At 70.5% G+C, this 23279-nt stretch carries 22 protein-coding genes, 1 tRNA gene and 2 pseudogenes; 8 read left to right on the top strand and 17 right to left on the bottom strand.

Annotated elements, in window-relative coordinates; all coding sequences use genetic code 11:
* Positions 1-66 precede the first annotated feature (66 nt).
* The 3 genes from ACH5AF_RS17250 to ACH5AF_RS17240 are packed head-to-tail and all read left to right on the top strand — an operon-like array spanning position 67 to position 5391.
* Complete coding sequence (locus tag ACH5AF_RS17250) at positions 67-1776, top strand: sensor histidine kinase (protein WP_398902545.1); 1710 nt, start codon at positions 67-69, stop codon at positions 1774-1776.
* Positions 1777-1801: 25 nt separating this feature from the next.
* The gene (locus ACH5AF_RS17245) at positions 1802-3190 is read left to right on the top strand and encodes a glycosyltransferase (protein ID WP_398902479.1); all 1389 of its coding nucleotides are present in this window, start codon (positions 1802-1804) and stop codon (positions 3188-3190) included.
* Entirely contained in the window at positions 3187-5391 is a 2205-nt protein-coding gene (locus ACH5AF_RS17240) for an ArnT family glycosyltransferase (RefSeq protein WP_398902478.1), read from the top strand. Before ACH5AF_RS17245 ends, ACH5AF_RS17240 begins: the two co-directional genes overlap by 4 nt.
* Before the next feature lie 227 nt (positions 5392-5618).
* Here the strand turns inward: ACH5AF_RS17240 and ACH5AF_RS17235 are convergent.
* Together ACH5AF_RS17235 and ACH5AF_RS17230 are read right to left on the bottom strand one after the other, a co-directional pair.
* A pseudogene (locus ACH5AF_RS17235) lies at positions 5619-7310 on the bottom strand (MDR family MFS transporter); the annotation flags it as partial.
* A gap of 9 nt (positions 7311-7319) precedes the next feature.
* On the bottom strand, positions 7320-7784 hold the full coding sequence (locus ACH5AF_RS17230) for a MarR family winged helix-turn-helix transcriptional regulator (RefSeq protein ID WP_398902477.1): 465 nt from the start codon (positions 7782-7784) through the stop codon (positions 7320-7322).
* A 207-nt stretch (positions 7785-7991) separates the two neighbouring features.
* Between ACH5AF_RS17230 and ACH5AF_RS17225 the strand changes: the two genes are divergently transcribed.
* Positions 7992-8210, top strand: a complete 219-nt coding sequence (locus tag ACH5AF_RS17225; protein WP_398902476.1) for a hypothetical protein — start codon at positions 7992-7994, stop codon at positions 8208-8210.
* Between the two features lie 249 nt (positions 8211-8459).
* Here the strand turns inward: ACH5AF_RS17225 and ACH5AF_RS17220 are convergent, their stop codons facing one another.
* The 8 genes from ACH5AF_RS17220 to ACH5AF_RS17185 form a co-directional block, all read right to left on the bottom strand.
* Positions 8460-9179: a hypothetical protein gene (locus ACH5AF_RS17220; protein WP_398902475.1), complete on the bottom strand. Its 720-nt coding sequence runs from the start codon at positions 9177-9179 to the stop codon at positions 8460-8462.
* 59 nt (positions 9180-9238) lie between these two features.
* Positions 9239-10096, bottom strand: a complete 858-nt coding sequence (locus ACH5AF_RS17215; protein WP_215186686.1) for an RNA polymerase sigma factor SigF — start codon at positions 10094-10096, stop codon at positions 9239-9241.
* Positions 10097-10330: 234 nt separating this feature from the next.
* On the bottom strand, positions 10331-11176 hold the full coding sequence (locus ACH5AF_RS17210; protein WP_398902474.1) for an RNA polymerase sigma factor SigF: 846 nt from the start codon (positions 11174-11176) through the stop codon (positions 10331-10333).
* Positions 11177-11365: 189 nt separating this feature from the next.
* Positions 11366-11659 (bottom strand): Dabb family protein, encoded by a 294-nt coding sequence (locus ACH5AF_RS17205; RefSeq protein ID WP_398902473.1) that lies wholly within the window; start codon positions 11657-11659, stop codon positions 11366-11368.
* A gap of 46 nt (positions 11660-11705) precedes the next feature.
* The gene (locus ACH5AF_RS17200; protein WP_398902472.1) at positions 11706-11867 is read right to left on the bottom strand and encodes a hypothetical protein; all 162 of its coding nucleotides are present in this window, start codon (positions 11865-11867) and stop codon (positions 11706-11708) included.
* A gap of 85 nt (positions 11868-11952) precedes the next feature.
* Positions 11953-13677, bottom strand: a complete 1725-nt coding sequence (locus ACH5AF_RS17195) for an IS1182 family transposase (protein WP_398902471.1) — start codon at positions 13675-13677, stop codon at positions 11953-11955.
* Positions 13678-13869: 192 nt separating this feature from the next.
* Positions 13870-14079 carry a hypothetical protein gene (locus ACH5AF_RS17190; RefSeq protein ID WP_398902470.1) on the bottom strand — a complete coding sequence of 70 codons (210 nt, stop codon included), beginning with the start codon at positions 14077-14079 and terminating at the stop codon, positions 13870-13872.
* 66 nt (positions 14080-14145) lie between these two features.
* Positions 14146-14997 (bottom strand): MBL fold metallo-hydrolase, encoded by an 852-nt coding sequence (locus ACH5AF_RS17185; protein WP_398902469.1) that lies wholly within the window; start codon positions 14995-14997, stop codon positions 14146-14148.
* A gap of 574 nt (positions 14998-15571) precedes the next feature.
* On the opposite strand from ACH5AF_RS17185, the gene ACH5AF_RS17180 reads away from it, so the two are divergent.
* Positions 15572-15826: an HAD family hydrolase gene (locus ACH5AF_RS17180; RefSeq protein WP_398902468.1), complete on the top strand. Its 255-nt coding sequence runs from the start codon at positions 15572-15574 to the stop codon at positions 15824-15826.
* Positions 15823-16173, top strand: a complete 351-nt coding sequence (locus tag ACH5AF_RS17175) for an HAD hydrolase-like protein (protein WP_398902467.1) — start codon at positions 15823-15825, stop codon at positions 16171-16173. The genes ACH5AF_RS17180 and ACH5AF_RS17175 overlap by 4 nt, the downstream gene beginning before the upstream one ends.
* A 266-nt stretch (positions 16174-16439) precedes the next feature.
* On the opposite strand, the gene ACH5AF_RS17170 is transcribed toward ACH5AF_RS17175, so the two are convergent.
* The 4 genes from ACH5AF_RS17170 to ACH5AF_RS17155 form a co-directional block, all read right to left on the bottom strand.
* Positions 16440-16524: transfer RNA gene (locus tag ACH5AF_RS17170), tRNA-Ser, on the bottom strand.
* A 67-nt stretch (positions 16525-16591) separates the two neighbouring features.
* Positions 16592-17077, bottom strand: a complete 486-nt coding sequence (gene tadA, locus ACH5AF_RS17165; RefSeq protein ID WP_398902466.1) for a tRNA adenosine(34) deaminase TadA — start codon at positions 17075-17077, stop codon at positions 16592-16594.
* 10 nt (positions 17078-17087) lie between these two features.
* Positions 17088-17627 carry a hypothetical protein gene (locus ACH5AF_RS17160; RefSeq protein ID WP_398902465.1) on the bottom strand — a complete coding sequence of 180 codons (540 nt, stop codon included), beginning with the start codon at positions 17625-17627 and terminating at the stop codon, positions 17088-17090.
* 160 nt (positions 17628-17787) lie between these two features.
* A complete protein-coding gene (locus tag ACH5AF_RS17155) occupies positions 17788-17970 on the bottom strand; it encodes a hypothetical protein (protein WP_398902464.1) in 183 nt (60 codons plus the stop codon).
* 114 nt (positions 17971-18084) lie between these two features.
* On the opposite strand from ACH5AF_RS17155, the gene upp reads away from it, so the two are divergent.
* Entirely contained in the window at positions 18085-18720 is a 636-nt protein-coding gene (gene upp / locus ACH5AF_RS17150) for a uracil phosphoribosyltransferase (RefSeq protein ID WP_215186605.1), read from the top strand.
* A 197-nt stretch (positions 18721-18917) separates the two neighbouring features.
* Here upp and ACH5AF_RS17145 read toward each other — a convergent pair whose 3' ends face one another.
* Positions 18918-19544 carry a LytR C-terminal domain-containing protein gene (locus ACH5AF_RS17145; protein WP_398902463.1) on the bottom strand — a complete coding sequence of 209 codons (627 nt, stop codon included), beginning with the start codon at positions 19542-19544 and terminating at the stop codon, positions 18918-18920.
* Positions 19545-19657: 113 nt separating this feature from the next.
* On the bottom strand, positions 19658-19954 hold the full coding sequence (locus tag ACH5AF_RS17140; RefSeq protein ID WP_003955420.1) for a type II toxin-antitoxin system VapB family antitoxin: 297 nt from the start codon (positions 19952-19954) through the stop codon (positions 19658-19660).
* Positions 19955-20066: 112 nt separating this feature from the next.
* On the opposite strand from ACH5AF_RS17140, the pseudogene ACH5AF_RS17135 reads away from it, so the two are divergent.
* A pseudogene (locus tag ACH5AF_RS17135) lies at positions 20067-21649 on the top strand (helicase HerA-like domain-containing protein).
* 36 nt (positions 21650-21685) lie between these two features.
* Here the strand turns inward: ACH5AF_RS17135 and ACH5AF_RS17130 are convergent.
* A complete protein-coding gene (locus ACH5AF_RS17130) occupies positions 21686-23245 on the bottom strand; it encodes a M28 family metallopeptidase (RefSeq protein WP_398902462.1) in 1560 nt (519 codons plus the stop codon).
* Positions 23246-23279 lie beyond the last annotated feature (34 nt).

Genomic DNA, 23279 nt, shown 5'->3' with positions numbered 1-23279 from the left:
GCGCGGCATCCGGGCGCCGGGCGACAGCCCGGGGCGACGCGACGCCGGCTGGTCGGGTGGCGTGGGCTGGTCGGGTGGCGGGGGTCGGCGGGGTGGCGCGGGGGGCCGTGGTCGCTGAGGACCCGGCTGGTGGTCTCGGCGGTGCTGCTGATCGCCGTGGTGTGCGCGGTGATCGGGACGGTCACGACCGTCGCGTTCCGCACCTATCTGTACGGGCAGCTGGACACCCAGCTCGGCGCTGTGGCGATGCGGGCCGCCGGTCCCCCGATGCCCATCGGGGAGCGGCCGCCGGACGACCTGCCCCACAAGGCGCCGCTGGGCTTCGTCACGGGCGGCGGCGCTCCCGTCGGCACGGTCGGGGCGCTGGTCGGCGACGACGGCACGGTTTCCGTGGCCGTCGCCAGCACCCAGCACGAGCCGGACGGGATCGGGCCCACCGAGGACCCGCTCACGGCGGCGCAGCGCGAGGCGCTCGCCTCCCTGGCCCGGGACGGCGAACCGCACACGGTCGAGGTGCCGGGCCGCGGCGATTACCGGGTGGAGTACGCCGACGGCATCCGCGGCTCGTTCCTGGTCGGCGTTCCTACGCAGAACGTGCGGGACGCGCTGCGAACTCTGATCGTCGTCGAGGTCTGCGTGACCGGGGCGGGCCTGACCGCCGCCGGCATCGCGGGTGTGTCCATGGTGGGTGTGGCGCTCCGGCCGCTCAGGCGGGTGGCCGCGACCGCGCGGCGCGTCTGTGAACTGCCGCTGCACAGCGGTGAGGTGGCGCTGCACGAGCGCGTGCCGGACGCCGAGGCCGATCCGCGCACCGAGGTCGGCCAGGTCGGGGCCGCGCTCAACAGGCTGCTGGGGCACGTCGGTTCGGCGCTGACCGCGCGGCAGGAGAGCGAGACGCGGGTACGTCAGTTCGTCGCGGACGCCAGTCATGAACTGCGTACGCCGCTCGCCTCGATACGCGGCTACGCGGAACTGACGCGGCGTGGCCGGGAAGGGGACGCGGTCTCGCCGGACACGCGGCACGCGCTCCGTAGGATCGAGTCCGAGGCGGTGCGGATGACGGGCCTGGTGGAGGACCTGCTGCTGCTCGCCCGACTGGACGCCGGACGCCCGCTCTCGTACGAGAGCACCGATCTCTCCTCGCTGGTCGTGGATGCGGTCGCTGACGCACGCGCCGCGGGGCCGGACCACGCATGGCGGCTGGAGCTGCCCGGGGAACCGGTGACCGTACGCGCGGACGGGGAGAGGCTCCAGCAGGTCCTGGTGAACCTGCTGGCCAACGCCCGAACGCACACGCCTGCGGGCACGACCGTGACGGCCCGGGTGCGCCCTGGGAGCACGGCCAGACCCTTCGTACGCCCAGGAAGCCCGCCCGGGCGGCCCGTCCTGCTGGAGGTCGAGGACGACGGCCCCGGGATCCCCGACGAACTCCGGCGGCGCGTCTTCGAGCGCTTCGCGCGTGGCGACGCCTCCCGTTCACGGCAGGCGGGCGGCACGGGACTGGGGCTGGCCATCGCGCAGGCCGTCGTCACGGCGCACGGCGGCACGGTGAGCGTGCGGTCGGAGCCGGGCCGCACGGTGTTCGCGGTCACGATCCCGGCCGCCGACCACCGGGCCGTGCTCGCGGACCCGGCCGTGCTCGCCGACCGGGCCGCGTCCGTCGACCCGCCCGTCGCCGCGTCCGTCGACCCGCCCGCCACCGACGACCCGGCCCCGACCGCGCCGGCCGTCGCACACGACTCACAGACGGATCACAGGCTGATCACACAGCCGTGACAGCGGCCCCGCCGAGGGTCGTCGTATGCGAACCGACACCCCAGGCGGGACCCTTCCGGCCCGTGAGCATCTGCTCGCCGGCACGGCCGGTCCACCCGTACTCGACGTCGTGGTCCCCGTCCACAACGAGGAGGCCGACCTCGAACGGTGCGTCCTGCGGCTGCACGAGCACCTCGCGAGGACCTTCCCGTACGGCTTCAGGATCACCGTCGCCGACAACGCGAGCACCGACCGCACGCCCCAGGTCGCGGCGCGCCTGGCCGACCGCCTGCCCGAGGTGCGTGCGCACCGGCTGGAGGAGAAGGGGCGCGGGCGGGCGCTGCGCACGGTCTGGTCGCACTCGGACGCGCCCGTGCTGGCCTACATGGACGTCGACCTGTCCACTGACCTCAACGCACTGCTCCCGCTGGTCGCCCCGCTGATCTCCGGCCACTCGGACCTGGCGATCGGCTCCCGGCTGGCGCGCAGCTCACGTGTGGTGCGCGGGCCCAAGCGGGAGTTCATCTCGCGGGCCTACAACCTGATCCTCAAGTCGTCGCTGGCAGCACGGTTCTCGGACGCGCAGTGCGGGTTCAAGGCGATCCGCCGGGAGGTCGCCGAGCGGCTGCTGCCGATGGTCGAGGACACCGGCTGGTTCTTCGACACCGAGCTGCTGGTGCTCGCGGAACGGGCGGGGTTGCGCATCCACGAGGTCCCCGTCGACTGGGTCGACGACCCAGACTCGAGCGTGCACCTCGTCAGTACGGCCACCGAGGACCTCAAGGGCGTCTGGCGGGTGGGCCGGGCGCTGGCCGTGGGCGCGCTGCCGCTCGACCGGCTGGCGCGGCCCTTCGGCGACGACCCGCGCGACCGGCGGCTGGCCGGGGTGCCCAGAGGGCTGACCCGTCAGTTGGTGGGCTTCTGTGTGGTCGGTGCGTTCTCCACGTTGCTCTATCTGTTGCTGTACTCCCTCTTCCGTGCCGGTACGGGCCCCCAGGCCGCGAACGCCGCGGCCCTGCTCCTCTCCGCGGTCGCGAACACGGCTGCGAACCGGCGGCTCACCTTCGGGGTGCGTGGCCGCGACCGCGTCGTGCGCCACCAGGCTCAGGGCCTGGTGGTGTTCGGCATCGGGCTCGCGTTGACCAGCGGCTCGCTCGCGGCCCTCGACGCGGCGGCGGGCAGCCCCTCCCACGGCACGGAGCTGGCCGTCCTGATCGGGGCGAACCTCGCGGCGACCGTGCTGCGCTTCCTGCTCTTCCGCGCCTGGGTCTTCCCTGAACGGCGGAGCCACGACGGCATGTCGAGCCACGACGACATGTGGGGCGGCCCGCGAGGCCACGACGACATGCCGAGCCACGACGACGTGCGAGACCACGACCACGTACGGGGCCACGAAAGCCCGCGACGCCACGACGACATGAGGTACACCCGATGACCACCGTCCTCCCCGGCGGGCTCGCCACCCCCGACGGCCCCGGCCACGCCCCCGACCAGAGCTCCGGTCACGTCCGCGCACGTCGTGGCCCGCTCGGGCGGCTGCTGCGCGGCCGGGAGGCGGACGGCCCCTGGGTGCGGCGCGCCTTCCTCGCCCTGCTGCTCGCCACCGCGCTGCTCTACCTGTGGAACCTGAGCGCGTCCGGTTACGCCAACTCCTTCTACTCCGCTGCCGCCCAGGCCGGCAGCGAGAGCTGGAAGGCCTTCTTCTTCGGCTCGTCCGACGCGGCCAACTCGATCACCGTCGACAAGCCACCGGCCGCGCTGTGGCCGATGGCCCTGTCCGTACGCCTCTTCGGTCTCGGCTCCTGGCAGATCCTGGTGCCCGAGGTGCTGATGGGCGTCGCCACCGTGGCGGTGCTGTACGCGGCCGTCCGGCGGCGCTTCGGCCCGGCGGCGGGCCTCCTCGCCGGCGGGGCGCTGGCACTGACGCCGGTCGCCGCGCTGATGTTCCGCTTCAACAACCCGGACGCGCTGCTCGCCCTGCTGATGACGGTCACCGTGTACTGCGTGCTGCGCGCTCTCGAAGGCGCGCGCACCGCGTGGCTCGTGTGGGCGGGTGTCGCGGTCGGCCTCGCGTTCCTGACGAAGACGCTGCAGGCGTTCCTGATCCTGCCGCCGCTGGCGCTGGTGTACGCGGTGTGCGCGCCGACGACCCTGGTGCGCCGGCTCGGTCAACTCGCCCTGGCGGGGCTCGCGCTCGTGGTGTCCGGCGGCTGGTGGGTGGCGGTCGTCGAACTGTGGCCGGCGTCCTCGCGTCCGTACATCGGCGGCTCCCAGAACAACAGTTTCCTGGAACTGACCTTCGGCTACAACGGCCTCGGCCGGATCAACGGCAACGAGACCGGCAGCGTCGGCGGGGACGGCGGCCGGGGCGGCGGTGGCTGGGGGGAGACCGGCATGGACCGGTTGTTCACCGGGAACATCGGCGGCCAGATCAGCTGGCTGCTGCCCGCCGCGCTGGTGCTGCTGATCGCGGGGCTCGTCCTCACCCGGCGTGCCGGCCGCACGGACACGGCCAGGGCGGCGTATCTGGTGTGGGGAGGTGCGCTGCTGATGACCGCGGCAGTCTTCAGCTTCATGGCGGGGATCTTCCACGAGTACTACACGGTGGCCCTCGCCCCGTACATCGCGGCGCTGGTCGGCATGGGCGGCACGATGCTGTGGGAGGAGCGGGCGAAGGTCCGGTGGTCGGCGGTGCTGGGCGGCACGGTGGCGCTGACGGCCTGGTGGTCGTACGTCCTGCTGGGCCGGAGCGCGGACTACCTGCCGTGGCTTCGTACGGCGTTGCTGGTCGGCGGACTCGTGGCAGCGGCAGGGCTGCTGCTGTCGGTGAGGGCCGGGCGCACGGTGGCGCTGGCCGCGGCCGGGCTGGGCCTCACGGCGTCGCTGGCGGGTCCGGCGGCGTATGCGCTCACCACGCTGAGCGAGGGGCACGCGGGCTCGATCGTCACGGCGGGACCGGCGGTGTCGGGTGGCCGGGGTGGACCGGGCGGTGGACCCGGCGGACCCGGCGGCGCCGAGGGTGCCCTCTGGACGCAGCCACGCGGCCAGGGCGGCGACGGCCGGACGAACGGCCGGACAAACGGGCGGGCGAACGGGCGGGGCAACATCGGCGGGATGCAGCCTCCGGGGCAGCCGGGCCAGGCCGGTGGCCGGAACCCCGCGCAGGGATGGGGGCAGGGGCAGGGACCGGGTCAGTCGCCCGGCCAGGGTCGTGGGCAGCTGCCCGGTGGCGGCCCCTCCCGTGGCGAGGGCGGTATGGGCGGGTTGCTCGGCGGCGCGAACGTCGACGCCGGGACCGCGGCCAGGATCGGACAGGACGCGGAGGACTTCACCTGGGCCGCCGCAGCCGTCGGCTCCCAGAACGCCGCGAGCTACCAACTGGCCACCGGAAGGCCGGTCATGGCGATCGGCGGCTTCAACGGCAGTGACCCGTCCCCGACCCTCGCACAGTTCAAGCAGTACGTCTCCGACGGCAGGATCCACTGGTTCGTCTCCTCGGGCGGCGGCATGGGCGGCCGCATGGGCGGCGGCCCCGGCGGGGGGACCAGCTCGCAGATCACAGCCTGGGTCGAGGAGAACTTCACCGAGGTCACGGTGGGCGGCTCCACCCTGTACGACCTGACCGCGGCGAAATAGCGCTCCGGCCGCACAGCGCGCCGACCGCGGCGGGTAATGCCCCGGGTGGAGGCCGGCCGGCCGTCCCCTGCCTGCCGTCCTCTGTCCCCGTGGCCCGCTTCCGCCGGGGGGACGGCTCGTCTCCGCCGGGAACGAGCAGCCGCCCGGAGGCTTTCGGACTACTCGTCAGGGTGGGCGGGTTCGATGTCGTGGCCGTCGACCCCGCGGCCGGTGACAGTTTCGGTGCGCGCCGTGACCGCAACCGCCGCGACCGCCGGTGCGACCGGGGCGGGGCGATCGTCCGACGGCTCGGGTGCCGGGGCCGGAACCTCGTGGGAGGAGTGACTCTTCAGAGCGACCTCCTTGATGAAGAGGGTGACGAGGAAGGCGAGCAGGGCGAAGGGCGCGGAGTAGAGGAAGACGTCCGCAACACCGTGCCCGTAGGCCGTCTCCATCACCGTGCGCATGGGGGCGGGCAGGGCGTCCAGGTCGGGGATGGAGCCGCCGCCGGTGCCGCCGTGCAGGGCCGCGCCCTGCGGGCCGAGTTCGGCGAGCCCGTCCTTGACGTAGTGGGTGACCCGGTTGGCCATGACCGCGCCGAGCGCCGAGACGCCGATCGCGCCGCCGAGTGAACGGAAGAAGGTGACGACCGAGCTGGCCGCCCCGAGGTCCGCGGGGGCGACCTGGTTCTGGGTGCACAGCACCAGGTTCTGCATCATCATGCCGATGCCGAGGCCCATGACCGCCATGAAGAGGGCGATCTGCCAGTAGTCGGTGTCGTAGCGGATGGTGCCGAGCAGACCGAGTCCCGCCGTCACCAGCACACCGCCGCCGACCAGCCATGCCTTCCAGCGGCCCGTCCTGGTGATGATCCGGCCGCTCACCGTGGAGGAGAGGAACAGACCGCCGATCATCGGGATCGTCATGACACCGGACATCGTCGGCGACTTGTCCCGCGCCAGCTGGAAGAACTGGCTGAAGAAGACCGTGCCGGCGAACATCGCGACACCGACGAAGAGCGAGGCGAGCGATGCCAGCGTGATGGTGCGGTTGCGGAACAGCCGCAGCGGGATGATCGGCTCGCTCGCCCTGGCCTCCACGAGGAGGAAGAGCGCACCGAGGACGACGGAACCGCCCACCATCGCGCAGGTCTGCCAGGACACCCAGCCGTACTTGTCCCCCGCGAAGGTGACCCAGACCAGTAGCAGCGAGACCGCGGCGCTGATGAGGAACGCGCCCGACCAGTCGACCTTGACCTGGCTCCCCTGGCCTTCGGCATGGGGGACCCCAACGACGGGGAGCTTGAGGGTCTTCTGCAGGACGATGAGGGCGATGACCGCGAACGGCACGCCGACGTAGAAGCACCAGCGCCAGCCGAGCCGGTCGGTGTCGGTGATGATGCCGCCGAGCAGCGGGCCGCCGACGGTTGCGACGGCGAATGTGGCGCCGAGGTAGCCGCTGTAGCGGCCGCGCTCGCGCGGGGAGATCATCGCGGCCATCACGATCTGTGCGAGGGCGGACAGACCGCCGACGCCGATGCCCTGGACCACGCGGCAGGCGATGAGCATGCCCGCGTTCTGCGACAGGCCGGCGACCACCGAACCCGCGACGTAGACGATCAGCGATATCTGGACCAGCAGCTTCTTGGAGAACAGGTCGGCGAGCTTGCCCCACAGGGGCGTGGTCGCCGTCATCGCCAGCAGCGAGGCGGTCACGACCCAGGTGTAGGCGCTCTGACCGCCGCCGAGATCGCTGATGATCTCCGGCAGCGCGTTGGTGACGATCGTCGACGACAGGATCGCGACGAACATGCCGAGCAGCAGCCCGGACAGCGCCTCCATGATCTGCCGGTGTGTCATCGGCGCGCCGCCGTCGGGGGCGTGCCGGCCCGTGTGCTCGGCGTGGCCGTCCCGCACACCGGTCGGTGTGGTCGGAGCCATGAAAGTCCTTTACGTCTTCTGTGCGGGTGTACGGGGGGCAGGGGCCCGGCAGTCCCCGACGGAATCCCGGAGGCGGGCCAGCATCGCGTTCAGCTGTCCGACGTCGTCGTCGGACCAGTCCTTGAGGTGGTGGGCGAACATGTCCGCCGTCCGGCGGCCGAGGTCGACGAGCAGGTCCGCCCCTGCCGGAGTGAGCCGCAGGATGCGGGAGCGCCGGTCGTCCGGGTCGGGCGAGCGCTCGAGCCAGCCGCGTTCGACGACATGGGCCACATGCCGGCTGGTCACCGACATGTCGACGGCGAGCAGCTCGGCGAGGCGGCTCATGCGCATCTCGCCGTACCGGCCGACGAGGGACAGCACGGCGGCGGATCCGGAGGGGCACTCGACGGGAAGCACCCGCGCGAGGCTCCGCTTCACGGCGCCGAGGGCGCTGATCTGCCGTGCCAGCTCTTCGTACCGACTCCGTTCGGCCATGGCGCCCTCCCGGGTCATCTCGTTGCTTAGGGCAATGATAGAAGAGATTGGTTGCTACAGGCAAATGAAAAGAAAGGGCCTAGCGGTTAAAGGAACCCAAAAGGCTTCGCATATGCACGGTCATGGTGTGGTCATGCCGCGGGGGAAGCGCGTCCGGCGGCTGCCCGGGGTTGGGCCCGACCCCCGGGTTCGCTAGGGTCCTGCCTCATGGCACACAACCCCCAAGCTCCGCACGGCCAGGGCCCCGAGGGCACCCACGACCCCGCGGGCAACACGCAGATGTTCCGCGCGTTCGTCGACGAGGGGACGCCCCAGGGCCGCACGGCGACCCCGGCCCAGTCGTCCTCCTCGCGGGTCGGCCTGGTCGTCGGCGTGATCGCGGCGATCGTCGTCATCGGCGCGGTGGCCTGGCTCGCCCTCGGCTGAGCGCTTCTGCGCGGCGCCTGCCGGTACGGCGGGGTGAGGCGGAGCGCTGCCCGCCCCGCTGACCTGTCCCAGTCTGCCGCCGGCGCCGCCACGCCGTCGTCGGTGTCGGTGGCGGCGTCCGGGCGTGCGACGACGGGACCGAGGGGCCGTACGAACTGCTCCTGGACTAGAGCCGACTCACCGGGGCGAACGGGGCCCCGTGCCCCCGTCATCACCCCGGGACGCCCAGGCGCGCCCCCACGCCGGCCCTCACTTCCACTCGGCCGTGACGTCCTGCGTCTCGATGTGCATCCCGAGCGGCACCCGCCACGCATCGACGCACACCGTGTACGCCTTCTTCCGTACGGCCCCGGGCGCGATCGGCGCGGGCAGCGGCTGTGTGGACTCGATGGTGCCCCAGTCGATCCCGAGCGCGCCGATGACGTGCGTGGCGAATTGGACCGTGCCCGAAGACGCCGGCCTTCCACCGGTATTGCGGAACTCCACGGTGACCCGCTCGCACCAGCGCTGGTCCAGCGCCTCGCGGACCGGTTCCGTGAGCTGGAGCAGGGCGGGGCCCGCCGAGGGTGCGGGGCGGCTCGACGGCGGCGCAGGCGTCGGCGCGGGGGCCGGTCCGGCGGGCGGGGCGTCGGTGTCGCCGCCGGGACCGCTCGGAGCGTCCGGCGGGTCGCCCGGGCCCGCGGCGGGCGCCTCGGCGGCGGGTGGCGTCCCGCTCCGCGGGGGCACGTCGTGGAGCGGCGGAGCGGCCGGCGCGCCGCTGGAAGTCCGCGGCGCAGCGGAAGAGTCCGGATCGTCCAGGGGGACCAGCACGACCCCGCCCTCGGGCGGGACCGCGGCGGTCGGCGACGGGCCGGAGCCCGCCGCGCCGAGCGGTACCCGCCCGTCGCCATTGCTGCCTGAGCATGCGGTCAGCGCTCCGCCGAGGCAGAGCGCCACCGCGACGATCCCGGTCCGTCGACGTCGCCGCATGGCGGCAGTGTCGCTGACGGGGCGTCAATGCAGAAGAGCAAAGACGGCTTTCGTGCCGCTCAGTCCGCGATGAGACCCTCGCGCAGTTGCGCCAGCGTGCGCGTCAGCAGGCGGGACACATGCATCTGCGAGATCCCGACCTCCTCGCCGATCTGCGACTGCGTCATATTGGCGAAGAAGCGCAGCATGATGATCTGCCGCTCCCTGGGCGGCAGTTTGGCCAGCAGCGGCTTGAGGGACTCGCGGTACTCGACGCCCTCCAGCGCACTGTCCTCGTAGCCGAGGCGGTCGGCGAGGGAGCCCTCGCCGCCGTCGTCCTCGGGCGAGGGGGAGTCGAGCGACGAGGCCGTGTAGGCGTTGCCCACGGCGAGGCCGTCGACCACGTCCTCCTCCGACACGCCGAGCACCGCGGCCAGTTCGGGCACGGTCGGGGAGCGATCGAGCTTCTGGGACAGCTCGTCGCTGGCCTTGGTGAGCGCGAGCCGCAGCTCCTGGAGCCGGCGCGGCACCCGCACCGACCACGACGTGTCACGGAAGAAGCGCTTGATCTCACCGACGACCGTCGGCATCGCGAACGTCGGGAATTCCACGCCCCGTTCGCAGTCGAAGCGGTCGATCGCCTTGATCAGCCCGATCGTGCCGACCTGGACGATGTCCTCCATCGGCTCGTTGCGGCTGCGGAACCGGGCAGCCGCGTACCGCACGAGGGGGAGGTTGAGCTCGATGAGCGTGTCGCGCACATAGGTGCGCTCCGGGCTGTCGTCGGCCGCCCCCTCGCTGTCCAGCGCGCGCAGCCGCAGGAACAGGGAGCGGGACAGAGTGCGGGTGTCGATGGCTTCCGAGCTGTCGGACACGACGGGTGCGGGTGCGCCGGGCGCACGCGTGAGCACCTTCGAGCTGCCCTGTTCTGCGGACATGCCACCCCCTTGAGGTCGCGGACGGTCGCGGTGGCCACGACCGACTGAGGAACGCAGCCTCCACCTGAATACCGGCGGCGGGCCTGCGGCAAACGCGGTTCCCGCAGAATGTCACATGTCGGCAACACGCTGTAGTGACATGTCGATAAGTATCGGGTGAAAATCCCCAGGAAGCCAGAGGGGTAAGGCTTTTGAGTGACCTTCAGGAAGTCGGGAGCGGTCTACCCGTTCTGCTTACGCTTCGATCCTGTTTGCGGATCGAAGCCGCGCGAAACTTCGGGCCAGCAGCCTTGACACATGCATCTGCGAGACGCCCAGTTCCTGGCTGATCTGGGACTGCGTCAGGTTGCTGTAGTAACGGAGCATCAGGATCCGCTGCTCGCGCTCCGGCAGCTGGACGAGCAGGTGCCGTACGAGATCGCGGTGTTCGACGCCGGCCAGCGCCGGGTCCTCGTAGCCGAGCCGGTCGAGCAGGCCGGGCATCCCGTCGCCCTCCTGCGCCGCCTCGAGCGACGTGGCGTGGTACGAGCGGCCGGCCTCGATGCAGGCGAGTACCTCGTCCTCGCCGATCTTCAGCCGTTCGGCGATCTCCGCGGTCGTGGGGGAGCGGCCGTGGGCCGTCGTGAGGTCCTCCGTGGCGCCGTTGACCTGGACCCACAGCTCGTGGAGCCGGCGCGGCACGTGCACGGTGCGGACGTTGTCGCGGAAGTAGCGCTTGATCTCGCCGACGACCGTCGGCATCGCGAAGGTCGGGAACTGCACGCCCCGGTCCGGGTCGAACCGGTCGATCGCGTTGATCAGCCCGATCGTGCCGACCTGGACGACGTCCTCCATCGGCTCGTTGCGGGAGCGAAAACGGGCGGCGGCGTACCGGACCAGCGGCAGGTTGGCCTCGATGAGCGCCGAGCGCACCCGGGCGTGCTCCGTGCTGCCCGGCTCCAGCGTCTTGAGGCGGCCGAAGAGGACCTGGGTGAGAGCCCTGGTGTCGGCGCCCCTGCCCGGCGGCCTGGCGGCGGCAGCGGGGGTCTCGTCCGGCCGCTCGTTCTGGGGTGGCACTTGAGGCGCAGTACTGGCCGGCACGGTCACGCCACCCCTTTGCGGTCGATTTCGGTCAACTCATTCGTCAAAAGCGGTCATAGCATCACAAGACATGTCCACTGTGTGCAAGCACCCGATAACACCGTGTTGACGGCGGGTTGGCGTCCGATGAGCCGCAAAACACAGGAACCCCTCGCCGTCACGGCGAGGGGTTCGGGGGTGCGGGGGCGCTCAGAACTCGTAGTCCGCGATCACCCAGGTGGCGAACTCACGCCACTGCGCGGCGGCCGCCTGGTGGGCCGGGTGCTCGATGTAGCGCTTGAGTGCGTCGCTGTCGGCCACGGCGGAGTTGATGGCGAAGTCGTACGCGATGGGCCGGTCGGTGATGTTCCAGGCGCACTCCCAGAACTCAAGCTCCGGAACGAGCCCGTCCAGCTCCTGGAAGGCCTTCACGCCGGCGAGCACACGCGGCTCGTCGCGGTCGACGCCTTCGTTGAGCTTGAAGAGGACCAGATGGCGGATCAAGGGGCACTCCTGGGGCCTGGGATCTGAGCGGGGGATGCGCGCCGGTCTAGTTGACGAGCTCGGTCATGAAATGTCCGACACCCTGGGCGGCGTCCGATATGCCCTCGAACCCTATCCCGACCAGGTCGGCGGCCTTTTCCGGAGAGGTGATGATCGTGTACAGGACAAAGACCACGACTATGTAAAGAGCGATCTTCTTCGCTTCCACCCTCGGCCCCTGTCTCCCCTGCCGGCCCTGTCCCTGCCTCTGCGTCGCGTGAGTCTAACCGAGGCTTGTTTTCCGGCCACCCGGGTCACGGACCATGCACGAAGGGCCCCGGTGGTGTCGGACGCTGTTGGTTAATTCGGGCCCTTTTTGCCCCGTCGAGCGTCAGCTCGGCGGGGCAAAGTGCTGCGAAGTGGCTGGTGCGGGTGCGGGCCCGGGCTGTGCCGGTGAGGTGGGCGTCGATGCGGGCGAGGTTGATGGCGGCGCCGGTGAGTCGGTGGTGGAGGCTGGTCTTCGCGAGGCCGCGGTAGCGGGATCTGCGCAGGCCGCAGCGCTGGACGCCTTGGGAGATGGTGCCCTCGACTCCGGCTCGGATCTTGTAGCGGTCCTTCCAGGTGTCGGTCCGCTGCTCGGCTCGGGCCGCCTGGACGACTTCGTGTTCGTCGCGGTGGCGCAGGTTGAGCTCGCGGCGTTCGGCTTTGGGCGAGTTCACGCAGTCGCGCAGGTGGGGGCAGGCACGGCAGTCGGCGGGGCTGAAGCGGACCCGGATGACGGGCAGGCCCTGCTGTGAGTGCCGGTGGTGCCACTGGGTGCTGGTGGTCCCGTTCGGGCAGGTCACCTGCTCGCCGTCCCAGTCGATGGTGAACACATCCTGCCCGAACGGGCCGTCGGCCGAAGCGGCGGTGTTGGCGGCCATCGGCCCGTGCAGGGCGATCCCGTGGTCCCGGCGGGCGGCGACGACCTGGCCGGCGGTGGGGTATCCGGCGTCCACCCAGTGCTCGCCCGGAAGACAGTGTCGCGCGGCCAGCCCCTCATGGACCGGCCCGCTCATCACGCTGTCGGGGACGGTGGCCTCGGTGGTGGCCACGTTCGTGATCAGGTTCGGGGCGTCGTTGTCGCAGGTCTCGGTGAGGTGGACTTTGTATCCGTCCCACATGGTGTCGCGATTGAGGCTGCCGCGGGGCTCGGTGTCATAGGGGGTGACCAGGCGCGTCGCGCCCGGCGGCCGGTCTTTTGGGTCCCGCCGCATCACCTCGCCCTCCACCAGGTGGAAGTGCTGGACCCAGACCTGCCGCAGGATCTCCACCTCATCGAGCGCGCGAAGCTGGTGCGGTGCACCGGGAGCGAAAACCGCTTCCAGCAGCCTCATCCCGTCCCTGCCGATCCGCAGGCCCACCTCGTCCCGCTTGGCGCGAGCCTTCGGGAACCGGGAGTCCTCAGCCCGGGTCGCGTAGTGCCGGAACCAGTCCGGCTCCGCGACACTCATCAGCCAGTCGGGGGCGGCCTGGGCCAGCGCGTTCAGCGCCGAGCGCAGCGTCTCCGCGACCAGCTCCAGCCAGTTCAGCTGCCGTGCCGACGACAAGACGTGCGTGGAGTCGGTGCGGGCCTTCCCGTCCGTGACCAGCAAGTTCTTCTCCCGGGCCGCGACCAGGATGCCGTCCAGCACCCGCCGTCCGGCATCCGCCTCCACCAGACGGTCCCGGAACTCCGAGAGCACCGAGAAGTCGAAGCCCGGATCGTCAAGCTCCAGCCCGAGCGCGTATTTGAAGTCGATCCTCGCCCGCACAGCTTCTGCGGCCTGCCGGTCGGTGAGCCCTTCCACGAACTGCAACACGAGCACCAACGCGAGACGGCCCGGCGACCAGGCAGGCTTCCCCCGCACCGGAAACAGATCCGCGAACTCCTCATCCGTGAACAGAGAACCCAGCTCATCCCGGACACGGATCGCCAGACTCCCCTTACGGAAGGCCGCCCGAGCCACCCGCACCGTCTCCGCCGGAATCTCACCCGGCCCACTCGGCTGCATCGACATCGACACCCTCCCCAAACGACAACGTCGGCTCCCAAGACCACAACCGGGTCTCGGGAGCCGACGTCACGCACAGGCCCGAATTAACCAACAGCGTCCCTGGGGTGGCGGGGCCCTTCGACAAGAGTGGTAGCGGAGGGATTTGAACCCTCGGTGACTTGCGCCACACTCGCTTTCGAGGTCTGTTCCTGCTGGTCAGCGAGCAAGCCGGGGACTGACATAGGAGGGATTGTCTGGCGTCCAGACCGGTACGCCGAGCGACTGGAAGGCGTTCGCAGGCAAATTGGCCTTCGCCCAGCCGAACCAGTGGTGGGTCTCGTCCTTGGGTACCCGCAGCTCGAAGCGGATGGTCGGGCCTTCTCGGAAGGCCCAGGGAAGATCCTCTGGATCGCTGGACTCCATCACGTGCGGCAGGTTTCTGGTCGTAGGCGCCGGAGTGCAGCAGGTCCCAACGCCGCGCGGCAGCGCCGCTCACGTCCCCGAAGGCCGCGGCTGCTCCGGCGGAACCGAACTCTCGGCAACCGCCATCCACTGGTCCAGGTCGGCCTGGGTGAACTCTGCCCACGGTGGGATTCCGGGGAGCTGGCGGAGGAGGTCGTAGGCCTCGGGGATTTGGGGGCCGCGGAGGACCGGGCAGTGGCAGCCGGCGATGACCTCGGCGTTCAGGTGTTGGAAGTCGGTGACGACCGTCCCGAACTTTTGGGCGTCCAGCAAGGCGACCCAGGGGGAGACCAGGCTTCCGCCGAAGAACTGGCCGTCGCGGAATTCGTGTGGGGACAGCGTCGCCATTTCGGGCACAGGGGTCGGCACGTTCGTGGCGAAGGTGTCGACGGCCCACAGGACGTTTGCCTTCGGGTCGAAGAGGGCGCGGGTTGTGGGGTTGTCGTACAGGGGCGGTCGCTTGGCGACCAGGGTGCGGTCGCCCTCGTCGATCGTGTCGCCGTCGGTCATGAAGCGGCACCGGTTGATGGGAGTCTCCCACTCCTCGGCCATGCGGCCGATGGAGAACCATGTCGTCAGCAAGGTCGCGTTCGGGCATTCCGCGAGGACCGGCAGGAGGTTGCCGGCGTGGTCGCGGTCGTCGTGGGTGAGGAAGATCCACCGTACGTCCAGGGGGTCCACGACGGACCAGGCTGCCTCCAGCCACTGGGAGCGCACCGCGGGCGCCCCGGTGTCCACGAGGACCGGTTCGGCTCCCCGGATCACCATCGAGTTCATAGGGAAGTGGCCGACCGGCGGGGCCTCGAGGGCCCATGGGATGACGAACGTCTCCTCGGCGATCTTGTACGGCTGCAGAAGGTTGAACGTTTCCATGGTTGTCATCGCTGCTCTCCCTAGGGCAGAGTCGCCGCAGCGTCCATGAATCCAGTGCAGCCCCGTGCCCTGCCGTCGTCAAACGCAGAACTCGTGACGGTCGGCTTCGGTGAGCGACGAGGGGTGCGCGGTCGGCGCTGGCCGCTCGCGGGCCGTGCTTGGGTGGGCGGCCGTCAACGCCCGTGGGTGCAGTGCGGGGACTTTCAAAACCCCTGTCCTTGATCCATCCCCCCATCGTCTACCAGCGCTGGCGTGCTGGGCACTCACTTTGGGCAATGCTTCGCGGTCACAGAGACGGCGGGCAGCGCCGAGAAGGCTGGCCAGTTCGGCATGAGTTTCGCCGACGCATCTTCCTTGTGTGCAAGCAGTCTTCGACCTGGACAACACTCTGATCGACAGGCAGCGGGCCCTGTCAGAGTGGGCCCGCGGCTTCGCCGACTAGCGAGCCCTTCCGTCTGACGCCGCGCTGATCATTGGTGACCAGCTGCGGGATCGGGCGCATCCAGCGGACTTCGAGGGACCAAGGGAGGCCCTTGGGCTGCGCGACTCGACGGGGGACCTGTGGCGCGAGTACGTAGAGGGGATGGCTCGGGCCGCACGGTGTGTCCCCGCCGCGCTTGGTGGCTTGCACACGCTGAGGCGCGAAGGCTGGGTTCTCGGGGTGGCGACGAACGGAGCCAGTGACATACAGCGGGCCACGCTGGAGAGGACTGGGCTTGCTCCGCTCTTCCACGGGGTGTGCGTCTCCGAGGAAGCGGGAGCCCGGAAGCCGTCACGGAAGCTCTTCGAGGCGGCTGCCGCACGGTGCGGCGCCGATCTAGCGCTGGTGGATGGATGATCGGCGACAACCCGGCGACCGACATTGAGGGGGGAAGAGCTGCGGGGTTGCGCACCATATGGATCGCTGCCGGCCAACAGTGCCCACAGATGTGCGCAGCCCCGACGTGGTGGTGGAGGACGCCGCGGAAGCGATGTCCGCACTGTCAGCTCTCGCCCGTTAGCTCTGCGCCCCTGCTGCCTGCTCGCCTGTGCAACGCAGCGAGTGCCTGCTCGACCTCTGGAGGGTTGTCTTTAGAGTCGCTCCAAAACTCCATGACCGCGGCTGAGGCTGTCGCGAGCTCCGAAGGCAGGTCCACCTCGTCAAGGGCGTGGGCCACCTCGCGCATCTCCGGAGCCCACCCCTGAGTGTTGGTTCTGCCGTGCGCAGCTCCCCACGGAGCGACGCATCCCCCGACCGCCTGTCGCGCGGAATGGAAGCCCGATACTTGGCTCCCAGCTCGTCGAACTCCTCAAGGCGCTGACGCATCCAGTCACGATCCACGCACAAGAGTAGAGGTCCTCAGGGTCGCGCTGTCAGCGGATTTCCTTGCACTGGGGGTCAACTGAGACGAGAACCGAGACGGAAGATCACGAAGGGCCCGGTCCAACGGACCGGGCCCTTCGTCTACCTGCGGTAGCGGAGGGATTTGAACCCTCGGTGACTTGCGCCACACTCGCTTTCGAGGCGAGCTCCTTCGGCCGCTCGGACACGCTACCGGGAGAGAGCTTAGCCCAAGGTGGCCCGTACGCCGAAATCAGTATCCGGGCAGCTGCCGGCCGCGCGTCAGCCGCCTGTGGGGCGGTCCCGGAAGAAGGCCGTCAACTGGGTCGAGCACTCGCGTTCCAGCACGCCGAGCACCACCTCGGGCCGGTGGTTGAGCCGCCGGTCGCGCACCACGTCCCACAGCGAACCGGCCGCGCCCGCCTTCTCGTCGCGGGCGCCGTAGACCACACGGTCCACGCGGGACTGCACGATCGCGCCGGCGCACATCGTGCACGGCTCCAGCGTCACGACGAGCGTGCAGCCGGTCAGCCGCCACGCGCCGAGACGGGCGGCCGCCCGGCGGATCGCCAGCACCTCGGCGTGCGCCGTCGGATCGCCCGTCGCCTCGCGTTCGTTGTGGCCCGTGGCCAGGACCGTGCCGTCCGCGGCCAGGACGAGTGCGCCGACCGGCACATCACCGGTCAGCGCCGCGCGCTCGGCCTCCTCGAGCGCGAGACGCATGGGCGCCTGCCAGGGGCCGCGTACGGGGTCGTTCGGGTCTTCCATCACGTGATCGTCAGCGCACGGTCTCCAGGACCTCGCCCGCGCCGAGCGCTTCGGCGATCTCCAGCAGCGCGTCCGTGTCCAGCGCCAGCAACTCCTTCTCACCGAGTCCGAGGTCCATCAGGATCTCGCGGTCGCCGACCGGCCCGGCAGGGACGGTGTCGCCGCTCCCCAGTGCGCCGTCGTCGGCCGTGTCCTCGTCGTCCACTTGTGTCTCCCCGTCCTCGGTGCCGTCGAGGTCCAGGGCGTCCAGGTCGTCGGCAGGGTCGTCATCGTCCCGGCCGAGCAGTTCGTTGGTCAGGATCTCCCCATAGGAGGAGCGTGCGGCCGTGGCCGCGTCCGAGACGAAGATGCGAGGGTCCTCCTCGCCCTCGACGCGGATGATGCCGAACCAGGCGTCCTCCTGCTCGATGAAGACGAGCACCGTGTCCTCGTCCACCGAGGCCTCGCGGGCCAGGTCGGTCAGATCCGACAGGGTCTCCACATCGTCGAGCTCTGTGTCGCTCGCTTGCCACCCGTCTTGAGTGCGCGCGAGCAGTGCGGCGAAGTACACCGTGACTCTCCCACTGATCAGAGGTGTGACGACCGGCGGTGCGCTGATGTCTGCCCCGCCAATCGGCATCGTGGCAGAAACATCCGCGTTGCGAGAGGTCTTCCGTCGTTGCGTCGGCCACCAGTTCTGTGAGGCCGGCTCCTGGGGGAACCCCGAGGGGTCACCAGCGGAACGTCCGCATACGCATCTGCTGGCGCATCCGGGCCGCGCGGGCCCGTCGTGGCTGCACCCGGTCGCGCAGTGCCTTCGCCTCGTTCAGCTCGCGCAGGAACTGGGCGCGTCGCCTGCGGCGCTCCGCGTCGGTCTCCGGCTCCTCGTCGCGCTCCGGCTCGGGATCCGCCATCGGTCACACCACCCCACGAGTGCTCCGTATGCCCTCGTGCCTGCGGCCCGGGGGTACCCCACCACCTTCCCTCCGATACCCCCGTTGATGCGAGTGCGGGCTACTGTGGGGCCCATGCGGATCCACGTCGTCGACCACCCGTTGGTGGCGCACAAACTCACCACGCTGCGCGACCGGCGCACCGACTCCCCGACCTTCCGGCGCCTCGCCGACGAGCTGGTCACCCTGCTCGCGTACGAGGCCACCCGGGACGTGCGCACCGAACAGGTCGACATCGTGACGCCGGTGTCGGGCACGACCGGCGTCAAGCTGTCGCATCCGCGTCCCCTGGTCGTGCCGATCCTGCGGGCGGGCCTCGGCATGCTCGACGGCATGGTCCGGCTGCTGCCGACCGCCGAGGTCGGTTTCCTCGGGATGATCCGCAACGAGGAGACGCTGGAGGCGTCGACGTACGCGACCCGGATGCCGGAGGACCTGTCAGGCCGCCAGGTGTACGTGCTGGACCCGATGCTGGCCACCGGCGGCACGCTGGTCGCGGCGATCCAGGAGCTGATCAAGCGTGGCGCCGACGATGTGACCGCCGTGGTGCTGCTCGCGGCGCCGGAGGGCGTCGAGCTGATGGAGCGCGAACTGGCGGGCACCCCGGTGACGGTGGTGACGGCGTCGGTCGACGAGCGCCTGAACGAGCACGGCTACATCGTTCCGGGGCTCGGTGACGCGGGCGACCGCATGTACGGGACCGCTGTTTAGGGGCTCGGTTCTCCCCTGGCTTCGCCGGGGGGATCCCATCGGACGCCTGCGACGGCGCCTACGGTCGATCGTGCTCGACGCTCCCGCGGACGCCGTCCGGGGTTGCCCCCACGCTCCTCGGGACCTCGGCGGTTCTCCCCTTCGGCACCGCCGAGCCCCTTCGGCCCCCTCGCTCGGGCTGGAGGCCCTGCTCCGATTCAGCGACAAGAAGGTGAGGGCGCGGGTGCGGGCTCGGCCATCGCGGCCAGGGCCACGTCCGCGTCCTTCTTCGGTGACAGGGTCGTGAAGGCCGTCCCGATGATCAGGTCGACGTCCGCCGTGCTGCGGGTGTCGGTCTTGAGCTGAGTGCCGGCGAGCTGTGTACCCAGCACCCTGAAGTACCCCTCGTGGGCGGTCGGGCCGCCGACCAGCACCGCGGTCCCGTGGACCTTCTTGTCGTACTCGGGCGTCGCGTTGCCCACCTTGCCGACGGTGAAGCCGCGCTTCTTCAGCTCGTCGGCCGCGGCCTTCGCCAGACCGCTGCGCGGGGTGGCGTTGTAGACGTTCACCGTGACCTGGCGCGGCTTCGGTGGGAGGGGCGCCGCGGAGACGACGGGTACGGGTTCGCAGTCCCGGGCCCGGTCGCCCGCCGTGGTCTTCTTCCCGCCGCCGGTGAAGGCGTCGATGAGCTGCATGGTCCCCCAGCCGGCCAGGCCGAGTGCGACCACCACGGCCACCACCGCAAAGACGATTCTGCGGCGGCTCCGGGAGCGTCGCATACGTGGGTATTTGTCGCCCGTGATGCGGTACTTTCCGCCCATGCCGGGGGGAGTGAGCATGCTCATGGGCGCAGCGTAGTGGGGCCCGGTCGTTATGCCTACTAAACGATCAGTCCGTTGCGTCCGTACGGTGCCGATTTGACCCCGAAAGGATCAGTCGGCACCGGCCGCCGCGGGCTTCAGCCCAGCTCGAGCACGCGGGCGTGCAGCACCTGGCGCTGCTGAAGGGCCGCGCGCACGGCGCGGTGGAGCCCGTCCTCCAGGTAGAGGTCGCCCTGCCACTTCACGACGTGGGCGAAGAGGTCGCCGTAGAAGGTCGAGTCCTCGGCAAGCAGCGTTTCGAGGTCCAGCTGGCCCTTGGTCGTCACGAGCTGATCGAGGCGGACCGGGCGCGGCGCGACATCCGCCCACTGTCGGGTGCTTTCCCGGCCGTGGTCGGGATACGGCCGCCCGTTGCCGATGCGCTTGAAGATCACACGGAAAGCCTACCGGTCAAGAGGCTCCGGGCGCAGCTGCGGAGCGGCGGTGCGATCCTGTCGAAAACTGGGCAAAGCGGGAAACGGGGGTCTCTCATGACAGCAGGAGCCAGTGCGACAGGGCGCCGCCGAGGAGATCGGGACCGCCGCGGCCCTTCCGCGGCCCGCTGTGGAGATCGCCTCGGGGTACGCCTTCACCGGCCCCGCGCTCGATCTGGGTGCCCTGCTGTGGGACGGGCAGTGCCTGCCCGGCGCGCGGATCCGCATCCCGCTCTCGATGCTCAACCGGCACGGCCTGGTCGCCGGGGCGACCGGCACCGGCAAGACCAAGACGCTCCAGCTGATCGCCGAACAGCTGTCGGCGCACGGCGTGCCGGTCTTCCTCGCCGACATCAAGGGGGACGTGTCGGGGATCTCGGCCCCCGGACGGGGCGGCGAACGGGTCCAGCAGCGGGCCCGGCAGGTGGGGCAGCGGTGGTCGGCCGCGGGCTTGCCCTGCGAGTTCTACGGGCTCGGCGGCATCGGCCCGGGCATCCCGCTGCGCGCCACGGTCACCGACTTCGGCCCGCTGCTCCTGTCGAAGGTGCTCCAGCTCAACCGGACGCAGGAGCAGTCCCTCGGGCTGATCTTCCACTACGCCGACAGCAAGGGCTTGGAGCTGATCGACCTCAAGGACCTGCGGGCCGTCGTCGCCTTCCTCGTGTCGGACGAGGGCAGGGCGGAGCTGAAGAAGATCGGCGGTCTGTCGACCGCCACCGCCGGGGTGATCCTCCGCTCGATCACGGCCTTCGAGCAGCAGGGCGCCTCCGGCATCTTCGGCGAGCCCGCCTTCGACACGGCCGACCTGCTGCGCACCGCGGCCGACGGTCGGGGGCTCGTGTCCGTACTGGAGCTGCCGGCGGTGCAGGACCGGCCGCAGCTGTTCTCGACGTTCCTGATGTGGCTGCTGGCGGACCTGTTCCACGATCTGCCGGAGGCCGGCGACCTGGACCGGCCGAAGCTGGTCTTCTTCTTCGACGAGGCGCATCTGCTGTTCAACGGGGCGTCCAGGGCGTTCCTGGAGTCGATCACGCAGACCGTGCGGCTGATTCGCTCGAAAGGGGTCGCATCTTCTTCGTCACGCAGACCCCCAAGGACGTGCCGGGCGATGTGCTGGCCCAGCTCGGCAACCGGGTGCAGCACGCGCTGCGTGCCTTCACGCCCGAGGACGCCACGGCGCTCAAGGCGACGGTGAAGACCTTCCCGAACTCCCCGTACGACCTGAAGGAGGCCCTGACCGGCCTCGGGACGGGCGAGGCGGTGGTCACCGTGCTGAGCGAGGGCGGCGCGCCGACGCCGGTCGCCGTCACCCGGCCGCGTGCTCCCCAGTCGCTGATGGGGCCTGTCGAGGCGGCCGTGCTGGACGCCGCGGTCGAGTCCTCGCCGCTGTACTGGCGCTACGCCGAGGCCGTGGACCGCACGTCGGCGTACGAGAAGCTGTCGGCCGAGCAGCAGGCGGCGGAGGCGGCGGCCGAGCGGGCGGCGCGGGAGGCCGAGCCGCAGCCGACCCGGCGGAAGGGACAGCAGCGGGAGGAGTCGCTCGCCGGGCAGGTCATGGGCAGCGGCGTCTTCAGGTCGCTGGCGCGCTCGGTCGGTATGCAGCTCGGTCGTGAGATCACACGCTCGCTGTTCGGAACGGCGCGCCGCAGAAGGTGATTCCCGCGGCGCGCCGGTCCTGCTCTCAAGGGGCTGTTACTCGGTCACCTCGTGGTCGTGACCGTCGTGCAGGCCCCCGCCGCTGCCCGCGTCACCGTCCGTGGGGACGGACTCGACCGGCTTGCGCAGCGAACTCAGGTCGTGGGCGTAGGTGCCGACGGCGTTGGCGATGACGCCGATGTTGATGGCGAAGGCGTCCATGTCGATGTTCTCGATGGTGTCGCCCTCGGCGTGGTAGTTCGGGTCGTACGCGACGCCCGCCTCGCCGCCGAACTTCGCCGCCTGCGCCTGCGTCTTGATGCCTTCGGCGCCCGTGAACGTGCCGCCGGAGGGGATACCCACCTCGATGAACGGGCCGTAGTCGGAACGGCCGGTGAAGTCGGTGCCCTCGTGCGGGGTGCCGTTCCGGTCGAGGAACGCGTTGATGTCGCGCTCCAGTTGGGCAGAGCCGGCAGGGCCGGGGCCCGCGCCCACACGGTCGGAGTCGTCGCCGTCGTAGACGAAGACGCCGTAGTTGGGCGAGGCGATCATGTCGAAGTTCAGGTAGAGCTTGATCTCCTTCTTGCCCAGGTCGCTCAGGTTCGCGACGTAGTGCTCGGAGCCGAGCAGCCCGTTCTCCTCGGCCGACCACCAGGCGAAGCGCACCTTGTTGGCGGGGCGCGGCTCCTTCTTGGCCAGTTCCTGGGCGACTTCGAGCAGACCGGCCGAGCCGGAGCCGTTGTCGTTGATCCCGGGGCCCGCCGTGACCGAGTCGAGGTGCGCACCGAGCATCACGGTGTTGGCCGCGTTGCCGTGGCGGGTCTCGGCGATCACGTTGTTGGTGGAGCGCGTCTCCTGGAGCTGGCGGATCTCGAAGGAGACGTTCACCGGCCCCTTCGCCAGGTCGGCGACGAGCTTCTCGCCGTCGGCCTGCGTGATGCCGCCGGTCGGGATCTTGCCGGCTGCGCTGTCGCCGAGGGTGCCGGAGAGCACGCCCTCGGTGTTGTTGTAGACGATGGCGCCGGTCGCTCCGGCACCTGCCGCGGCCGCCTGCTTCTCGGCGAAGGTGCAGCCGCCGCGCTTGATCAGCGCGATCTTGCCGGTGAACGTCGAGGAGGCGTAGTCACTCGCGGTGCAGCCGGTGGTGTCGTCCACCGGCACGGCGGCCAGCGCGGCCGTGACACCGCCCACCGGAGTGGACTTGGTGTACGTCATCGCCTTGATGGTGAGGTCGCGCGGCGACGGCGAGAGAACCGACAGCTTCTCGGCCAGCGTCTGCGTGTAGACGAACTCGAACTTCTCGTACGAGACGTCGTACCCGTACTTCTTCATCTGCTGGTACACGTACGCGGCCGATGCGTCGTGCCCGAGCGAACCGGCGGCGCGGTGGCCGTCGGCGGAGTCCGCTATCTGCTGGAACTTCTCCAGGTGTGCGAAGGCGTCGTCGGCCGACGCCCGGGCGACCAGCTTCCTGGCCAGCTTCGCCGCGTCCTTGGCCGCCCGGTCGGCGGGGTCGTGACGGTGCGCTGCGGAAGGGGAAGCGGATGCCAGCAGGAGCGGGGTCGCGAGTGCGGCTGCGGCCAGGGTGGCCGCGGCTCTGCGATGGGTTGCGTTCACAGAGGTCCTTCCCGGTGCGAACTTGGTGGAAAGG

The organism is Streptomyces sp. NPDC018833 (assembly GCF_044390825.1).
Lineage (GTDB): Bacteria > Actinomycetota > Actinomycetes > Streptomycetales > Streptomycetaceae > Streptomyces.
Note: the sequence above shows the minus strand (reverse complement) of the source record. Positions and strands in the feature narration are given on the sequence as shown.